This window comes from Pseudomonas sp. LB3P93 (genome assembly GCF_054898025.1).
On record NZ_CM142713.1, the window covers coordinates 709,090 to 725,218 of the forward strand.

A 16,129-nucleotide genomic window follows, 5' to 3' on the forward strand; every position below is an offset into this window, starting at 1 on the left:
CATGCTGGCAAGGTCAAGCGCCATGTCTCAGATCAAAAGATCGGCACCTGATCGTTCCCACGCTCTGCGTGGGAATGCCTCAACGGACGCTCTGCGTTCGGCTTTTAAATGGGACGCGGAGCGTCCCGGGCTGCATTCCCACGCAGAGCGTGGGAACGATCGGCGGGGCGATTAGTAGTCCAGGGCAGTGGGTTTCAGGTACATACCTTCCTGCGTCATCGCAATCCGGAACTTCAACACGTCCCCGGCCTTGAGCGTGATGTTCTGCGAACCCGGTGCGAGCATGCCCGGGTTGCAACCCGGGGCCTGGCCCGGCAACAGTTTGAGGCGCAGGGACACATTGCCCGGTGGCAGGTTGAACGAGGTGCTTTGTTCCTGGAACAGCCGCGCCGACAGTTGATCCTGGATGTACACGCCGATCTCGCAGGAGGTCGCGACTTCCAGGCGCTCGCGGGAAATGATCAGTACGCCATAGTCCTCCCCGGCGGCTTGAACCGAAGGTGTCGCGGCAAAGAGGCTGAGGAAGCCAAACAGGCTGAGAGCTGACCAGCGCATGGCTGAATCTCCTGAAATCGAGTCATTGATGCACGCAGCTTGGCCGAGCGCGACGCCGATTGCCAGCCCGGCAGATCTCTTCAGAACTTGACCTTGCCATGGTGGCAAGCTCGAGACTGCTGGCAACCCTCATAAAAGGAGCCACACCATGCAAGTGTTCAACGTTCAAGGCATGTCCTGCGGTCACTGCGTCAAAGCCATTACCCAGGCGCTGCAAGCCAAGGATCCTGCGGCCAGCGTGCGGGTCGATCTGGCGGCGAAAGAGGTTGGCGTTGAAAGCGCGTTGACGAACGAGCAGGTGATTGCAGCGATCACCGAAGAAGGCTACGAAGCGAAAGTCGTCTAAAGCACACCACAAATCCCTGTGGGAGCGAGCTTGCTCGCGATAGCGGTGTGTCATTCACCATTAATATCGACTGACACTCCGTCATCGCGAGCAAGCTCGCTCCCACAGGTTTTGTATTTTCAGAGGTATTTAATAGTTAGCGAGCTATCGGAATGTTCAAGGCGTCGATGCGCGGCTAGACTGTCGGGCTGCCGACTTATGCCCAACTGGATGCCTGATGAACTTCCGTACCATTTTGATTCTTGGCGCCCTCAGCGCTTTCGGCCCGCTGGCGATCGATTTCTATCTGCCGGCGTTCCCGGCGATGGCGCTCGCTTTCGGCACCGATGAGAAACATGTTCAGCTGACACTGGCCGCGTATTTCCTGGGCCTTTCCCTCGGTCAGCTGGCGTACGGACCGGTCGCGGATCGCTTCGGGCGACGGATTCCTTTGTTGACGGGCGTCGGATTGTTCACCGCCGCCTCCCTGGCCTGCGCGTTTGCGCCGAATCTGGAATGGTTGATCGGTGCGCGGTTTATTCAGGCGCTCGGTGGATGCGCTGGGATGGTGATCTCCCGTGCGGTGGTCAGCGACAAATGCGATGCGGTGGGTTCGGCGAAAGTCTTTTCGCAGCTGATGCTGGTGATGGGCCTGGCGCCGATTCTTGCGCCCATGCTGGGCGGGCTGCTGGTCAACACCACAGGTTGGCAGTCAATCTTCCTGGTGCTGACCGGTTTCAGTGCACTGGCGGGGTTGGCCGTGGCGATCGGATTGCCGGAAAGCTTGCCGGCCCATGTACCGCGTCAGCCGCTGTCGGGAGCGTTGCGTCAGTACGGTCGCCTGTTGTCGGATCCGGTCTACCTCGGCCACGCCTTGACCGGCGGTATTGCCATTGCCGGGATGTTTGCCTACATCGCCGGTTCACCCTTCGTCTTCATCAAACTCTACGGCGTACCGGCCGAGCATTTCGGCTGGCTGTTCGGGACCAACGCGGCGGGTTTCATTTTGGTGGCGCAGGTCAACGCGCGACTGCTGGCCAAGCGTGGCCCGGCGTTCCTGCTGGTGCGTACTGTGTGGATTTACTTGGGTGCGGGCCTGGCGCTGCTCGCCGTCAGTGCGCTGCACACCGAGCAGTTATGGCCGCTGCTGATTCCACTGTTTATCTGCATCGCCAGCCTCGGTTGCATCCTCCCTAACGCCTCGGCCTGCGCCATGAACGGGCAGGGCGCACGCGCCGGCAGTGCGTCGGCGATGCTCGGTTGCCTGCAATTCAGCGTCGCCGCCGGAGCGGCAGCGTTGGTCGGTGTTTTACACGATGGCAGCGCAGTGCCGATGGCCATGGTCATCAGCCTGTGCGGAATTCTGGTGGTGAGCGCCGCGATGCTCACCCGGCGTTTGCAAAATGCCCGGGCATTGGTGCAAGCCCAGGTCTGAGGACGGACTCAGCCAGCGGCGCGTTGCTGCTGCTGGTCGGGAAATTGATGAGGCGCAAGCAAGCGTGCTTCAAGGGTTCGAGTGAAGGCGCGAGCTTCGGCTTCGCTGCGGAAGGTGACGGCGTGTTGGTCCAGGCGGACCTGCCATTGGGATTTAGCCACTTCTTTTATCAGGATCTTCATTGCTGATCTCTCCTCTCGTAAAAGATGTCACGTAAAAAGATTGTGTCGCAGAGATTTCGATTGTAGACCCGAATACGATCGCAATTGTGACAAGGGTCAACTCTCGGACTGACGGTGTCGTCCAGAGGGACGACACCTGTTTCATTTTGTTTCAGAAGCCTTCGAGTACAATTTTGCCCTTGGACTTGCCGCTTTCCAGCAGCTCATGGGCGCGACGCAGGTTGGCCGCGTTGATGGTCCCGAAGTGCTCGCCGACCGTGGTCTTCAGCGTACCGGCGTCGATCAGCCCGGCCACGCGGTTGAGCAGTTTGTGCTGCTCGATCATGTCCGCCGTTTCGAACAGCGAGCGGGTGTACATGAATTCCCAGTGCAGCGACAGGCTCTTGCGCTTGAGCTTGGTCACGTCCAGCGCTTTCGGATCATCGATCAGCGCCAGTTTGCCTTGCGGTGCCAACGCCTCGACCAGTTGATCCAGGTGATGATCGGTCTGGGTCAGGCTGGCGACGTGAGTCACCTGCTCGATGCCTGCACGTTTGAGTTCTTCACTCAGCGGCTGGCTGTGATCGATCACCAGATCGGCCCCCAACTCACGTACCCAGCTCTGGGTTTGCGCACGGGAAGCGGTGCCGATGACGTTCAGCCCGGTGAGCTGGCTGGCCAGTTGCGTGAGGATCGACCCCACACCGCCAGCCGCGCCGACGATCAGCAGGCTTTGGCCTTCATCAGTTTTACCTTCACGCACTTGCAGGCGTTCGAAGAGCAATTCCCAAGCCGTGATGGCGGTCAGCGGCAGCGCAGCGGCTTCGGCGAAACCGAGTGTTTTCGGCATATGGCCGACGATGCGTTCGTCCACCACGTGCAATTCGCTATTGCCCCCGGCACGGGCGATGGACCCCGCGTAGAACACCTTGTCGCCCGCCTTGAACAGCGTGACTTCGGTGCCGACAGCCTTGACCACACCGGCCACGTCCCAACCCAGCACTTTCGCCGCGCCGCCTTCAGGCTGGACGTTCTGTCGGACCTTGGTGTCGACCGGGTTCACCGAGATGGCTTTGACTTCCACCAGCAGATCCCGCGGACCGGCGACCGGTTCTGGCAGTTCGATGTCTTGCAGGGCATTGGCGTCGCTGATCGGCAAAGAGGCGTAGTAGGCGATGGCTTTCATGTGAGGTTCCTGAACAGTCATAGAAGAAGGGATCAAGCCACGGTACGCAGGCGCTTGAGTTCGAAGTGCTCGAGAAAGTCGCCGGCCTTGGCGCGAAAGTTCTGGACATGGGCGCTGGCGTCATGGGCTTGCAGGGCCTCGTCGCTGCTCCAGTGTTCAATCATGTAGAAAGCCAGCGGATTGGCCAGGTCCTGGTGCAGGTCGTATTGGCTGCAACCGGCCTCGGCCCGGGTCGGTTCGAGCAGCGCACGCAGGTGCTGTTCGAGGGCGTCTTGCTGACCTGCTTTGGCGATGAGGGTGGCAATGGCGGTGAAAGGCTGGGACATGGTCGACTCCGGAAGCGGGATGATTTCGATGGGATGGATGATTGGCTATTTCTCTGCAAGATAAAACCCGCTAAAAGAGCAGTCTCTTTCAATATTTTTTTGATAATCGGGGCTGTAATGCTGCGTTTCGATGACTTGCAGTTGTTCGTCCGTGCTGCGGATTTGGGCAGTTTGTCCGCGGCGGCACGGGTGATGGACATGTCGGCGGCGGTGGCCAGTGCGGCGTTGAAGCGCATCGAACAGCAACTCGGCGCGCGATTGCTGGCGCGTTCCACCCGCAGTCTGCGCCTGACTGCCGAAGGCGAAGGCTTTCTGGAATATGCACGGGCTGCTCTGAGCAATCTCGATGAAGGTCGTCGTTTGCTGGCCAGCGGTCAGGACCAGGTCAGCGGGATTTTGCAGTTGTCGGCACCGTCGGACTTTGGCCGCAACCTGTTGCTGCCCTGGCTCGACGAATTCCAGCGTGAGCATCCCAAACTGACCGTGCGCCTGTTGCTGGGTGATCGCATCGCCGACCTGTTCCGCCAACCGGTGGACATTGCCCTGCGTTACGGCGAGCCGGAAGACTCAAGCCTGGTGGCACTGCCCATTGCAGCGCAAAACCGCCGTGTGCTCTGCGCTGCCCCGAGTTATCTGGCCAGGCATGGCGAGCCGCGGCATCTGGAGCAACTGGCTCAGCACAATTGTTTGTTGTTCATGCTCGGCAGCCGGGTCCATGACCACTGGAGCTTCCACGACGGCAAACGCGAAGTCGGCCTGACCGTCAGCGGTGATCGTTTCAGCGACGATGCCGATGTCGTGCGGTTGTGGGCAGTGGCGGGGGCGGGGATTGCTTATAAGTCCTGGCTCGATGTCGCCGCCGATGTGCTCGCCGGCCGATTGAAAGTGCTGATGCCGGAGTTGCTCTGCGAGCGCGCACCGCTGAATCTGCTGTGCGCCCATCGCGCACAATTGAGTAAGCCGGTGAACCTGTTGCGGGAAATGCTTGCCAGCCGATGCGCTCATTTAGGCAGCCAATTTCCGACGATATCGGGCATCGATCATTAGTCGCAGGCAAATAGCGAAATTTCTGTCAGGAACTATCACCACCCGCGCTTTCCCAAGGGCAGGAACCGGCGGTTAACCCGCTTATACTAGCGCCCGCCTCATGTACGCACCGTCGATCTCGCGATGGCGAGTCCGCGTTCAAGTCGGCCCGGCCCCTCGGTCAAACACCAGACCTTCGCGAAACCTGCGAAGCAATGGCACAGGTCAGTGAGGGACTTTGCCCGGCTTATGGCGGTTTCCGCGTCTTGGCCGACGACACATAACTGGTCAAGATGTCTCTGAGCAGCAGACGAAACGATTCAACAGGGAGTGAATACATGGAACATGCACCTTGCATCAGCCAGATCGCCACGTTGCTGGCTGACCCCAAGCGCAGCGCAATGATGTGGGCCTTGATGGATGGCTCGGCGCGGCAGACCGAAGAGCTGGCGCTATTGGCCGGCCTGTCACCGTCTTCGGCCAGTGCACACTTGGGGCGTTTGTCCGCCGGAGGTCTGTTGAAAGTCGAAATCCGTGGGCGCAAGCGCTTTTTCCGCCTGGCCGCGCCTGAAGTCGGCGCGGCAATCGAAGCGTTGGCCAGCGCGACGCTGGCCAGTACTCCGCAGCCAGTCCCGGACGTTTTCAAACGCCCCAGCCCCATTGCCAAGCCTCAGGCGGCGCCTTCGTCGTTGTTGCGGGCCAGACTGTGCGATGACCATTTGGGAGGCACGCTGGCGGCTGATCTTTACCAGCGGCTGCTGGATGCGGGCTGGATCGAGCAGTTCGAGCAGCGCGTCATGATCACCCACAAGGGCTCCACTCAACTAGCCTCGCGCGGGGTGTTCATCCAGGCCCTGGCCCATCGCAACAGCAGAGTGGCCTGCGCGTGTCCCGACTGGAGCGAAAGACGCCCGCACATGGGCGGTTCGCTGGGCGCCGCGCTGTTGCAGCTGTTCATGCAGTCCGGCTGGTTGAGCCTGCCGAGCGATTCGCGAGCCTTGCAGATCACCGCCGCCGGGCAGCGGGAAATCCATCGGTTCGCCAAGGAAACCGAGCTGGAAATGGCGCTTTAGCGCTGTTTGATGGACTAAACCGGTAGCGGGCTGAACAAAGGACCTGTGGGAGCGGGCTTGCCCGCGATAAGGCCATCAGCTTCAACATCACGTTGCCTGACAGACCGCCATCGCGGGCAAGCCCGCTCCCACAGTGGTTTTGCGGTGATGCTTATGGTTTGACCAACCGCGCATCCAGGCTGTTCTGCGCCAGTCGCTTGGCCTGATCCTGGGTCATGCCCAGATCGGTATACAGCGCATGGAAGTTCTCGGTCACATACCCGCCGAAGTACGCCGGGTCATCCGAGTTCACCGTGACTTTCACGCCACGCTCAAGCATGTCGAGGATGTTGTGCTGGGACATGTGGTCGAACACGCAGAGCTTGGTGTTGGACAACGGGCACACGGTCAGCGGGATCTGCTCGTCGATGATCCGCTGCATCAGACGCTCGTCTTCGATGGCGCGCACGCCATGGTCGATGCGCTGGATTTTCAGCAGGTCGAGGGCTTCCCAGATGTACTCGGGCGGGCCTTCTTCACCGGCGTGGGCGACGGTCAGGAAACCTTCGTGGCGGGCACGATCGAACACGCGCTGGAACTTGCTCGGCGGGTGACCCATTTCCGAACTGTCCAGACCCACGGCCACAAACGCCTCGCGAAACGGCAGCGCCTGGTCGAGGGTTTTCTGGGCTTCTTCTTCGCTCAGGTGACGCAGGAAGCTCAGGATCAAACCGCTGGTGATGCCCAGTTGCTGCTCGCCATCCTTGAGCGCCGCTGCGATGCCGTTAAGCACCACTTCGAACGGCACGCCACGGTCGGTGTGGGTTTGCGGGTCGAAGAACGGTTCGGTGTGAATCACGTTCTGCGCCTTGCAACGCAACAGGTAGGCCCAGGTCAGGTCGTAGAAATCCTGGGAGGTGCGCAACACGTCGGCGCCCTGGTAATACAGGTCGAGGAATTCTTGCAGGTTGTTGAAGGCATATGCCTTGCGCAGGGTTTCGACATCGCTCCACGGCAGGGCGATCTTGTTGCGTTCGGCCAGGGCGAACAGCAACTCAGGCTCCAGCGAACCCTCGAGGTGCAGGTGCAGTTCTGCCTTGGGCAGGGCGTTCAGCCAGTCGTACATAGTCTTTTCTCATCAGGTGCAGATGGCGAGCATTCTACAGATGCTCGTAGAAACAATTAGCAAAACCTGACCAGCCGGTTCATCACACGTCTGCCTGTTCCCGTCGATAGGCGTAGGTCTCGGCGAAGCGCGAGAGCAGGAATTCGGCGCAGGTGGTGGCCGGGTACTTCGCCGGGTGCAATTCGTCCTGGCAACCGGGCAGGCATTCAATCGGTGTGTCGGGGTGAGGTTCGGCGAAGAACGGCATCGAATAACGATCGACGCCTAGCGGGCTGATCACCCGGTGCGGTGTCGACAAGTATCGGTCGTTGCTCCAGCGCGCCATCATGTCGCCGAGGTTGACCACGAACGTGCCTTCGATTGGCGGCGCGTCGATCCACTCGCCTTTGACGTTGCGCACTTGCAGGCCGCCGGCGGCGTCCTGATACAACAAGGTGATGCAGCCGTAATCGGTGTGGGCACCGGCACCTTGCTGATCGACGGAACTGGCAGTGTGGCGCGGCGGGTAGTGAATCATCCGCAGGACGCTGACCGGCTCATGGAAGCGCGTGTCGAAGAAATCGCGCTCAATGTTCAGCGCCATCGTCATGGCCCGCAGCAGGGTTTGGGCGAGCGCTTGCATGTCGACGTAGTGTTGCTCCATCAGCGCTTCCCACCCAGGGATTGACGGATGACGGTTGGGACCGCGCAACGGTTTTTCCGCCAGCACTTGCGGGTGATCGGCCGGCAAGTGCAAGCCCATGTCGAAGGTTTCTTTGAGGTCGCTGGGTTTGCTCGGGTCCAATTGCTCGGTGGCGATGGCGCCGTAGCCGCGATGGTGTCGGGTTTGGGTGATGTCGATCTTGAGCTTTTCGGCGACGGGCAGGGCGAAGAAGCGTTGGGCATGGTCGAGCACGGCTTCGATGCGCGAAGGGCTGATCGGGTGGCCCTTGATGTAGAAAAAGCCCCATTCGCGGCAGGCGCGGTCGATTTGCATGGCGACGGATTGCCAGGCGTTTGCGTCATCGCTGTAGAGCGGGGTGATGTCGATGATCGGGAGTTGGTTCATGTCGCGCTAACTCGGTAATGATCGTTCCCACGCTCCGCGTGGGAATGCAGCCCGGGACGCTCCGCGTCCCCAAAGCGGACGCGGAGCGTCCATTGAGGCATTCCCACGCAGAGCGTGGGAACGATCCTGTGAAAGGGATTACTTCGGAATGTCAGCCTTCATGCCTTCAACGTAGTAGTTCATCGACGCCAGTTCCGCATTGCTCGCCGTTGCGCCCGCCGCGATTTTCTCGGTGCCGGCCTGATCCTTGATCGGCCCGGTGAACGGGTGGAAGGCGCCGCTCTTGATGTCCGCAATGATCTGCTCGGCTTCGGTTTTCACCGCCGCTGGCACCAGATCGCTGATCGGCAGTTCAACCGTGCCTTCTTTCAACCCACCCCAGTAGTCCTGCGACTTCCACGTGTGATCGAGCACGCTTTGGGTCGCTTGAATGTAATGCGGGGCCCAGTCGTTGACGATCGAAGTCAGCACCGCTTTCGGCCCGAAGTGCGCCATGTCCGAAGCGTAGCCGACGGCGTACACGCCGCGACGTTCAGCCGCCTGAATCGGCGCCGGGCTGTCGGTGTGCTGGAACACCACGTCCACGCCCTGGTCGATCAGCGCGTTGGCGGCGTCGGCTTCCTTGCCCGGATCGAACCAGGAATTGACCCACACCACCTTGATCTCGGTGCCGGGGTTGTACTTGTTCAGGGCCAGTTGAATGGCGTTGATGTCGCGGATCACTTCCGGGATAGGGAAGGAGGCGACATAGCCGATCTTCTTGGTCTTGGTCATCTTCGCCGCGAGGAAACCGCCGACGTAGCGACCTTCATACGTGCGCGCCAGGTAGGTGCCGAGGTTCTTGTCCTGTTTGTAGCCGGTGGCGTGTTCGAAGGTCACCTTGGGAAATTGTTTGGCGACTTTCAGGGTCGGGTTCATGTAGCCGAAAGACGTGGTGAAGATCAGGTTGTAGTTGTCCTTGGCCATGTTGCGGATCACCCGCTCGGCGTCGGCCCCTTCGGCGACGTTCTCCACGTAGTTGGTGGTGATCTGATTGCCGAACTTTTCGGCCAGCGCCTTGCGCCCCTGTTCATGCTGATACGTCCAGCCGTGGTCACCGATCGGACCGATGTAGACGAAGCCGACTTTCAGCGGGTCGGCGGCACTGGCGGTCAGGCTCGCGCTCAGACCGATGGCCGCGGCAACGGCGCAAAGCAGCTTCTTCAACGGACGTTTGTGCATGAATTCGAACTCCATGTTGTTGTGAGGTTGGCAGGGGTAATGCAAATTGCTGACCAACAGGACAACAAAACCTCCTAAACCGCAGGATGGCCATCGCGGGCAAGCCCGCTCCCACATGACCTGCGCAAATCCTGTGGGAGCGGGCTTGCCCGCGATGAGGCCCTTGAGGCCAATAAAAGTGCATCGTCTGAAACGGCCGCCACCCGCTGGTGCGCTAAGGTGTAACGAAACGTTAGCGCCGCCTCGCAGTCAGTAGCTCGTCACTCTGTTCGCTCCATTCGGCAAAAAGGCCCGCGATGCTCACACTCCTCAAGCAAGAAAAGTTTCTGCTGCTGGCCCTGATTGCCGCCTTCATCGCCTACCCGCTGGAACACTGGATGCTGCACAGCGGCCAGCCCATCGCGCTGACCGCCGGCCTGGTGCTGATCGCGTTCATCGTCGTCGCCTCCATGCGCGTAGCCCATCACGCCGAACTGCTCGCTGAGAAAGTCGGCGACCCTTACGGCACGATGATCCTGACCCTGGCCGCGGTGCTGGTGGAAGTGGTGATCCTGGCGATCATGATGAGCAACGAAGCTTCGCCGACCCTGGTGCGGGACACGATTTATTCGGCGGTGATTTTGTAGACAGTCGCCATTCTGGTATCAAAAAAGAAGGCTGATCTGTTCTGCGTAGAAGGAATGCTTGGCGCCAACTTCTCTAGATACCCAATGAATCCTGGGGTTGGTAGCGGTAGTTGCTCTTGAAGATGTTGCCGAAAACTGGAGAAACTTCGTGTTTCATTCTGGCGAGAGAAGGTGTCAAAAGGCGGTGTCAAAACCCTGAGCCCTCCATCTCTGATACTGCGCATTTCTGAATGCCACCCGCATTAACCGCGAGTCGACTGCTAAAGCGGTAGCGGCTTTTTCGAAGCCTGGGGGCACCGATGGGGCTCCACCGCATACCTTGTAAGCTGTGATCTGAAACCCGATGTAATTCGCATCCGTATGACGTCTTGATCGAACGGCATTCGCCACGGGAGGTCTAGTACGAAGCACTGTGAAACTAGCGGGTTCCAACGAAGTTAAGGTCAGCTCGTGATTGGTATGAACCCGATCAGCCCTGTTTGGTCGGTGGGTGATCCCGAAGCCGATCTATCTGCTTATAGTTCCGTCAATTCAACTCAAGGAGCTTTAAATGGCTGGAAGTAGCCTGTTCGCACTTCTTGACGACATCGCAACTCTGCTAGACGACGTCTCACTCATGAGCAAAGTCGCTGCAAAGAAGTCAGCTACTGTATTGAGCGATGACTTGGCGGTGAATGCTGAGCAGGTCATTGGGATGAAGGCTGACAGGGAACTTCCCGTTGTATGGGCTGTGTTTAAAGGTTCGATGAGGAACAAAGCTATCCTTGTCCCTTGCGCTCTGATTTTGAATGCTGTGCTGCCAGGAGCTGTTCATTGGTTGCTGATGGCCGGTGGCGCATACCTGTGCTACGAAGGATTCGAGGCCATAAAGGAGAAGCTGACCCGTGATCGTATCGATGGGAAAGGAACAAAAAAGCCCACGAAGCCCAAGACACCTGAAGAGATGGCTGCGTTTGAGAAGCGAAAGGTCAGTGGGGCGATTCGTACTGATTTTATCCTCAGCGCTGAAATCATTGTCATAACCCTGAACATCGTCGCCGAAGCATCTCTTCTGCAACAGATCCTGACATTGGTCACCATCGCTATCGTGATGACGATTGGGGTGTATGGCTTGGTCGCGGGTATTGTCCGGATGGATGATGCAGGCCTGGTTCTTGAGAAATCACGAGCTCAGGGTACATGGGGAGCAGTCGTCAGAAAGCTAGGCGGAATACTTCTCTCTGCTGCCCCCATATTGATGAACTCATTATCTTGGATAGGCACCATTGCGATGTTTTTGGTCGGCGGCACGTTCATAACGGACGGCATCGAGCCTCTCACGCATTTTGTAGATGGCCTCATAGAAAGTGCGAGAGATTGGGAGCTTGCTGTGACTCTAGGAATTCACTGTGCAATTGGTGCTTTGGTCGGCATGGCGGTGGTTGCGCTGGTTAAAATCGTCTCGACGATCTCAGCCAAAGCAACACGATAGCAGGTGCACTGACCATTGTATGGCTTCCAAATTACTGGCTCTCTCTGCTAACGCCTCAAGCCTTGCACCTGAAAATGCGCTACGTAGTTTGCTGCCAGTACCGATACACCGTTGAGCTCGCCAATCCAAGCCTCCGCGCCACCTCCGCCTGACTCAATCCTAAAGCCTTCAGTTCTCTCACAGCATCGGCATTCTTGGTTTTGCCAGGCTTACCCGAAGGCCTCTTTTTCAGCTCTTTGCCCACAAATTGACTCCGGACAAGCTCCTCTCCTCCGCCTGCTTTGAATGAGTCAAGCTCTGCACGTGCTCGCTCTAGAGTGGTGTCGGTAGGTTCATCCTTCTGAATAGCGACGCAGAGGGCCATAAGAGCAATAGGATCGAACTGGAGGGCCTCTGCTAACTCGAACAATTTCGCAACCGTGATATTGCTCTTTCCTTGCTCCAGCTTTCCTATGTTTGCTTTTGCACTGACCTCTGCCAAATCACCGTAGTCAAATCCTCTGATTGTCCTGATTGCCCTGAGTGCTCCGGCGATCTCATTCTTAAGCGACATGGTCTGCCCTAAAATCGAGGATAGAGCCATAACGCCTGTCTTCCGATAAACCACGTTTAGTAGTAGTATTGGAAGTGTGCGGTGACGCCTTCTCAGAGCTAAGCCGCAAAATCATATGTTCAGAGTCTTTTGGAGATGGGCATCAGGCAGTTTTAGCGACCTGAGCACCAAACATATCACATGTATTGTCAGGCGCTTTTTGATTGGGGTTTGTAGAAAACCCACCACCAAACGAGGATCGCTCCAGCATTGAGGTCGGCTCGATCTGGACTGATAGAAAGGCAATCTTTGAAAGGTCGTCAGTGAGTCAGCATGAGATTACTCACTGCGCGGGATAGGAAGGAAATCGCGAAATGTTTATTACTCATGAGGCTTACTTAGACAGCGAGCCAGACTCTCTTGGCCCTGACCGTACTGCTTGGAGAATGGTGGAGTTTGAATCTGTGGATCCTTGTTATTACGTGACCGTCCGCTTCTATGAAGGGATCAAGCACCGCACCAAGAAGATGATGCCAGCGAACGTGTCCATGCTGTCCGATGTGCTCGCGACACAAGATCCAACACTCTCAGTGGAGGAGGTTCAGGTCGTGACCTCACCTCGACTGAACGGAAGCAATTCAGAACGTATGGAGAAGCTAATTAGCCTATTCGTCGGATATGACCAAAACGGTGAGCCCGTCTTGTTGCTTCACAAAGTTGCGAGCGGAGCTGTTTACAGCAGTGCTGCAGATATTCTCGACGCTCGTTCAGTCATCGACATTCGCATGATCTACGAGGATATGCAGATTGCTCATCCATCAGCTCAGGAATGTGCGGAGCACTGAACTACACGGTGGCTCCGATGAAGCTTCAAATCTATTCAGATCTGCATCTCGAGTTCGCTCGGTTCGATCCCACCCCAAGCGCTGCAGACGTGGTCATCCTCGCTGGCGACATCGATCTGAAATCACGTGGCGTGAAATGGGCTAACGAAGCGTTCCAGTGCCCGGTGATCTACATCTGCGGAAATCATGAGTACTACGGCGGCCACACCGAGCGCACGCTCCGCAAAATGAAAGAAGCGGCAGCTCCTCATGTCCACGTTCTCGAAAACGAAGCCTTGATACTGAACCAAACTAGGTTCTTGGCCACTACAGCATGGACAGATTACTCGTCGACCGGAGATGTCGTTGCCGCGAAACGCGTCGCCTGGGAGTGGATGAACGACTACACCGTCATCAGAACTGATGAGAGTTACCGTCGCCTCCGTCCAGATGACTTGATCGTTAAATCCAAAGCGGCCTATGCCTGGCTCACACAGGAATTGGATAAGCCATTCGATGGCAAAACTGTTGTAGTTACACACCATGCGCCAGCGTTGGATCACGTGGCTGATGATCTTCCCGCACACCTGATCGCAGCCTACGCCAACGATTGGCCGGAGCTTCTGGGCAAGGCGGATCTTTGGATTTACGGACATACCCACATTGCAGCGGATTTCTTAAAGCGTGGATGCCGAGTCGTTTCCAATGCTCGAGGATATCCAAATCAACAGACTGGTTTCGATCCGGATTTTTTGATCGAGCTTTGATATGCAATCGGTCAGTCATGACCCTCAGCGGTCAGAATTTCGCTGCATGTAGGCGTCGGGCTCCGCTATCGGTGTCAGCTGCACCTGAATCGAATTCGAGAAATTACATGGTTACGTTAGAAGAGATTTCCCAGCTCCTTTACGGCGCAGGGGAGGTGATGGCTGGCTGGCAGGGCACCCAGGATGAGCTGATTGCATTGGCTGTAAAAGCGTTCCCAGGGAAAGCATTTTGCGTAGTGCGGCAGTGGATTTTGATCGACCTCACAGTGACACCTGATGAAAAAGTAAAACTTACAAAGCTCGGTCTACTTCCCGCCACGCTTTACGCTCATGAGGTAGTCCTGGACAGCAGAGGTCGTTTTCAACCAGCCATGTGGGTACGCAGCAATTTTGGAGTGTCCTTCACCGCAGGCTGTATGTTTGAAACCAAAAATACGGTGTACCTGCTTCATGCCGCAGGCCAAAGAAAAAAAGCTAGCTTGGCTGCCGCGTTTTCGATGTCCGCTGGGTGAGCTGTGACTACGAAAAACACATATTGAATCGTTTTGGAGCTATGGCCGGATGCTAGAAGAAATTGCAGTGGATATCCACGGTAAGGATGTGAGTGACTTTCAGCTGAGTCGCTTGGTGCGAGCGAGCCTGCGAAAATACAGCGTGCCGATTAGTGCTTTCATCAGTGATGCTTTCATCGCTGAGGATACGTGCGTAGGTGTTTCTTTTGACCACGTAGAGAAACACGAGGGATACCTTAAAGCAGATGGCGCCATCCTCCGGACAGGAAAAATTCACACCGTACGGAAAGAAGGGCGTTTCTGGCTGCTTGAAACACGAGAAGGCAATTACGTAATTGGCAGCTTTCTGCGGGGTGTTGGGCGGGTGAGTTTTCTTAAGTTTTTGCGCACCGGCGAGCGTATCTGAGTATTCAGTCAAAGAGCTCCGAAACCGTATTTCGGAGCCCTTCATTTGATCGGCTCTATCTTGTGATTCTCATCATCTATTGGCTGTTGCCGCGAGACTAGAGACCGGGCTCAGTAGCCGAACTCGCTCAACAATTTCTGCAAAAACTCGCGCCGCCTTTGCACGATACACAGGATCAAATAGTCCCGGTCAGTGTCTCTCGTCGACAGGTGTCCAGCGTCCAAAAGGCCGTGAATGTAGCCCTCAGCTTTGCCCCTTGCTTCGAGCAATGCCTCGATGGATGTGCTTTTGTAGATGTTGCCAGCGATGAGCTGCCACCGCTTCATTTGACGCTATCCAACCGCGTCGTCCGAAAATTTTGGTGCGTTGATCAGTGCGTGGAAATCGTTGGGTAGGCTAGCTGTGCTCAAGTTGGGTTCTCAGAACAGTGATGTCTGAGCCGAGGCTATCATGCGCACACTTAATCGCCTGTTGCTGGTGGGTTTATAGTTAAACCACCTACCTGATTGGATTATTCCCCCGGTACAGCCAGCCGCTTGCGCGAAGAAGCGATTGCCTTTCTGCCGGGAAATTGCACAGGATCGCACGCCAGCTTAAATCCATTCTGACCACCTTTTTGTATCGAATTTGACGCTGAATCTAGATGAGCGACCGGCAGAGATCGACCCCAAGCGGTCGGTGGCAACGGCAACAAACGCCCAAAACAGGCCGGATATACGAATGCAACCGCCCTGGCGACAGGGGTTAGAAAATGCTTTGCTCGCTACTTGTGGGGAGAGTCCATGTACGTCTCGCTAGCCATGCCCATATGGCTTGCTAACTTCAAATGGAACCCCTAATTCTTCACAGATTCTGGATATAGAGTCGTATGCATATAACTGGGCATGGATTTGTAGCGTTTTTTGGTTTTCGTTGGATGAAGCACCATTATAATCATTTATTAAATATGAACTGGGGTGGACTAGTTTGGAATACAACTTAAATAATGCATTGTGTTCATCTTCTAGCCCTACGGTTTTGGCTAGGTTTCCTGTACTAATAGGCTGCTTAATAATCGGAAGTTCGTATTTGGTTACTAGATCCTTCAGGCGCTCTATTTCTTGTTTTAGTATGTTTTGCTCATTGAGGTTTTCCGATCCGCTAGCTAGTAATAAGATGCCCTCTAATACTTGGACTTTATCTGTGACTGCTTCAGACTGCCATTTCCTTAAGTTTTCTTGATTTTCTATCAACGACCTAATGCGGACGTTGATTTCATAAATGCTTCTTGTCGATAGGGCAAGAGCTGAAATGTGAGAGTCCAATGAAGACTTAGCTAACTCCAAATAGTCTGCTGTGGAGCTCAGTAGATTATATAAAATTATTTTTTGCTCGGTTTTATGGATATTTTTCTCAATCCAGCGATTTATGAATCTGCATTTTTTTATTATTTTATCCAGGTTTTTCTTTAACTCGACTTGGTTGCTCTCTACTACATAGTCTCTCAATTTTTTACTCATGAACTGAGAATTCTCCTAGTGCCTAACGTTT

General features: G+C 56.3%; 19 protein-coding genes and 1 pseudogene. 10 read left to right on the forward strand and 10 right to left on the reverse strand.

The features are described from left to right. Nucleotides 1–171: 171 nt before the first annotated feature. Nucleotides 172–555, reverse strand: coding sequence for a hypothetical protein (locus ACYZT8_RS03040; protein WP_074873510.1), 384 nt, complete (start codon nt 553–555; stop codon nt 172–174). Nucleotides 556–703: 148 nt separating this feature from the next. Here ACYZT8_RS03040 and ACYZT8_RS03045 point away from each other — a divergent pair, with 148 nt between their 5' ends. Together ACYZT8_RS03045 and ACYZT8_RS03050 are read left to right on the forward strand one after the other, a co-directional pair. Next, nucleotides 704–901 carry a heavy-metal-associated domain-containing protein gene (locus ACYZT8_RS03045; RefSeq protein ID WP_461979130.1) on the forward strand — a complete coding sequence of 66 codons (198 nt, stop codon included), beginning with the start codon at nt 704–706 and terminating at the stop codon, nt 899–901. 217 nt (nt 902–1,118) lie between these two features. Further along, entirely contained in the window at nt 1,119–2,315 is a 1,197-nt protein-coding gene (locus tag ACYZT8_RS03050) for a multidrug effflux MFS transporter (RefSeq protein WP_461979132.1), read from the forward strand. A gap of 8 nt (nt 2,316–2,323) precedes the next feature. Here the strand turns inward: ACYZT8_RS03050 and ACYZT8_RS03055 are convergent, their stop codons facing one another. The 3 genes from ACYZT8_RS03055 to ACYZT8_RS03065 form a co-directional block, all read right to left on the reverse strand. Next, entirely contained in the window at nt 2,324–2,497 is a 174-nt protein-coding gene (locus ACYZT8_RS03055) for a hypothetical protein (RefSeq protein WP_461979134.1), read from the reverse strand. Between the two features lie 151 nt (nt 2,498–2,648). Continuing rightward, nucleotides 2,649–3,662 carry a zinc-binding alcohol dehydrogenase family protein gene (locus ACYZT8_RS03060; RefSeq protein ID WP_461979136.1) on the reverse strand — a complete coding sequence of 338 codons (1,014 nt, stop codon included), beginning with the start codon at nt 3,660–3,662 and terminating at the stop codon, nt 2,649–2,651. A gap of 32 nt (nt 3,663–3,694) precedes the next feature. After that, entirely contained in the window at nt 3,695–3,988 is a 294-nt protein-coding gene (locus ACYZT8_RS03065; RefSeq protein WP_461979138.1) for a putative quinol monooxygenase, read from the reverse strand. Between the two features lie 117 nt (nt 3,989–4,105). On the opposite strand from ACYZT8_RS03065, the gene ACYZT8_RS03070 reads away from it, so the two are divergent. Further along, nucleotides 4,106–5,035, forward strand: a complete 930-nt coding sequence (locus ACYZT8_RS03070) for a LysR family transcriptional regulator (protein ID WP_461979140.1) — start codon at nt 4,106–4,108, stop codon at nt 5,033–5,035. 317 nt (nt 5,036–5,352) lie between these two features. Then, a complete protein-coding gene (locus ACYZT8_RS03075) occupies nt 5,353–6,087 on the forward strand; it encodes an ArsR/SmtB family transcription factor (protein ID WP_461979142.1) in 735 nt (244 codons plus the stop codon). Nucleotides 6,088–6,238: 151 nt separating this feature from the next. Here ACYZT8_RS03075 and ACYZT8_RS03080 read toward each other — a convergent pair whose 3' ends face one another. The 3 genes from ACYZT8_RS03080 to ACYZT8_RS03090 all read right to left on the reverse strand — a co-directional run bounded on the left by ACYZT8_RS03080 (nt 6,239) and on the right by ACYZT8_RS03090 (nt 9,461). Continuing rightward, nucleotides 6,239–7,192 carry an adenosine deaminase gene (locus ACYZT8_RS03080; protein WP_131058934.1) on the reverse strand — a complete coding sequence of 318 codons (954 nt, stop codon included), beginning with the start codon at nt 7,190–7,192 and terminating at the stop codon, nt 6,239–6,241. A gap of 82 nt (nt 7,193–7,274) precedes the next feature. Continuing rightward, nucleotides 7,275–8,240 carry a 2-oxoglutarate and iron-dependent oxygenase domain-containing protein gene (locus ACYZT8_RS03085; RefSeq protein ID WP_461979145.1) on the reverse strand — a complete coding sequence of 322 codons (966 nt, stop codon included), beginning with the start codon at nt 8,238–8,240 and terminating at the stop codon, nt 7,275–7,277. Nucleotides 8,241–8,378: 138 nt separating this feature from the next. After that, the gene (locus tag ACYZT8_RS03090) at nt 8,379–9,461 is read right to left on the reverse strand and encodes a BMP family ABC transporter substrate-binding protein (protein ID WP_461979147.1); all 1,083 of its coding nucleotides are present in this window, start codon (nt 9,459–9,461) and stop codon (nt 8,379–8,381) included. A gap of 296 nt (nt 9,462–9,757) precedes the next feature. On the opposite strand from ACYZT8_RS03090, the pseudogene ACYZT8_RS03095 reads away from it, so the two are divergent. Continuing rightward, nucleotides 9,758–10,084: pseudogene (locus ACYZT8_RS03095) on the forward strand (calcium:proton antiporter); the annotation flags it as partial. Between the two features lie 553 nt (nt 10,085–10,637). Next, nucleotides 10,638–11,558, forward strand: a complete 921-nt coding sequence (locus tag ACYZT8_RS03100; protein WP_461979149.1) for a DUF808 domain-containing protein — start codon at nt 10,638–10,640, stop codon at nt 11,556–11,558. A 79-nt stretch (nt 11,559–11,637) separates the two neighbouring features. Here ACYZT8_RS03100 and ACYZT8_RS03105 read toward each other — a convergent pair whose 3' ends face one another. After that, nucleotides 11,638–12,111 (reverse strand): helix-turn-helix domain-containing protein, encoded by a 474-nt coding sequence (locus ACYZT8_RS03105; protein WP_461979151.1) that lies wholly within the window; start codon nt 12,109–12,111, stop codon nt 11,638–11,640. Between the two features lie 353 nt (nt 12,112–12,464). Here ACYZT8_RS03105 and ACYZT8_RS03110 point away from each other — a divergent pair, with 353 nt between their 5' ends. From ACYZT8_RS03110 to ACYZT8_RS03125, 4 genes are all read left to right on the forward strand, one after another. After that, complete coding sequence (locus ACYZT8_RS03110; RefSeq protein WP_461979153.1) at nt 12,465–12,935, forward strand: hypothetical protein; 471 nt, start codon at nt 12,465–12,467, stop codon at nt 12,933–12,935. A gap of 17 nt (nt 12,936–12,952) precedes the next feature. Beyond that, nucleotides 12,953–13,681: a metallophosphoesterase gene (locus tag ACYZT8_RS03115; protein ID WP_461979155.1), complete on the forward strand. Its 729-nt coding sequence runs from the start codon at nt 12,953–12,955 to the stop codon at nt 13,679–13,681. Between the two features lie 107 nt (nt 13,682–13,788). Continuing rightward, a complete protein-coding gene (locus tag ACYZT8_RS03120) occupies nt 13,789–14,193 on the forward strand; it encodes a DUF6957 family protein (RefSeq protein ID WP_461979157.1) in 405 nt (134 codons plus the stop codon). A gap of 49 nt (nt 14,194–14,242) precedes the next feature. Next, nucleotides 14,243–14,599, forward strand: coding sequence for a hypothetical protein (locus tag ACYZT8_RS03125; RefSeq protein ID WP_461979159.1), 357 nt, complete (start codon nt 14,243–14,245; stop codon nt 14,597–14,599). 110 nt (nt 14,600–14,709) lie between these two features. Here the strand turns inward: ACYZT8_RS03125 and ACYZT8_RS03130 are convergent, their stop codons facing one another. Next, entirely contained in the window at nt 14,710–14,925 is a 216-nt protein-coding gene (locus tag ACYZT8_RS03130; RefSeq protein WP_461979161.1) for a hypothetical protein, read from the reverse strand. Between the two features lie 468 nt (nt 14,926–15,393). Further along, the gene (locus ACYZT8_RS03135; RefSeq protein WP_461979163.1) at nt 15,394–16,098 is read right to left on the reverse strand and encodes a DUF5677 domain-containing protein; all 705 of its coding nucleotides are present in this window, start codon (nt 16,096–16,098) and stop codon (nt 15,394–15,396) included. Nucleotides 16,099–16,129: the final 31 nt, after the last annotated feature.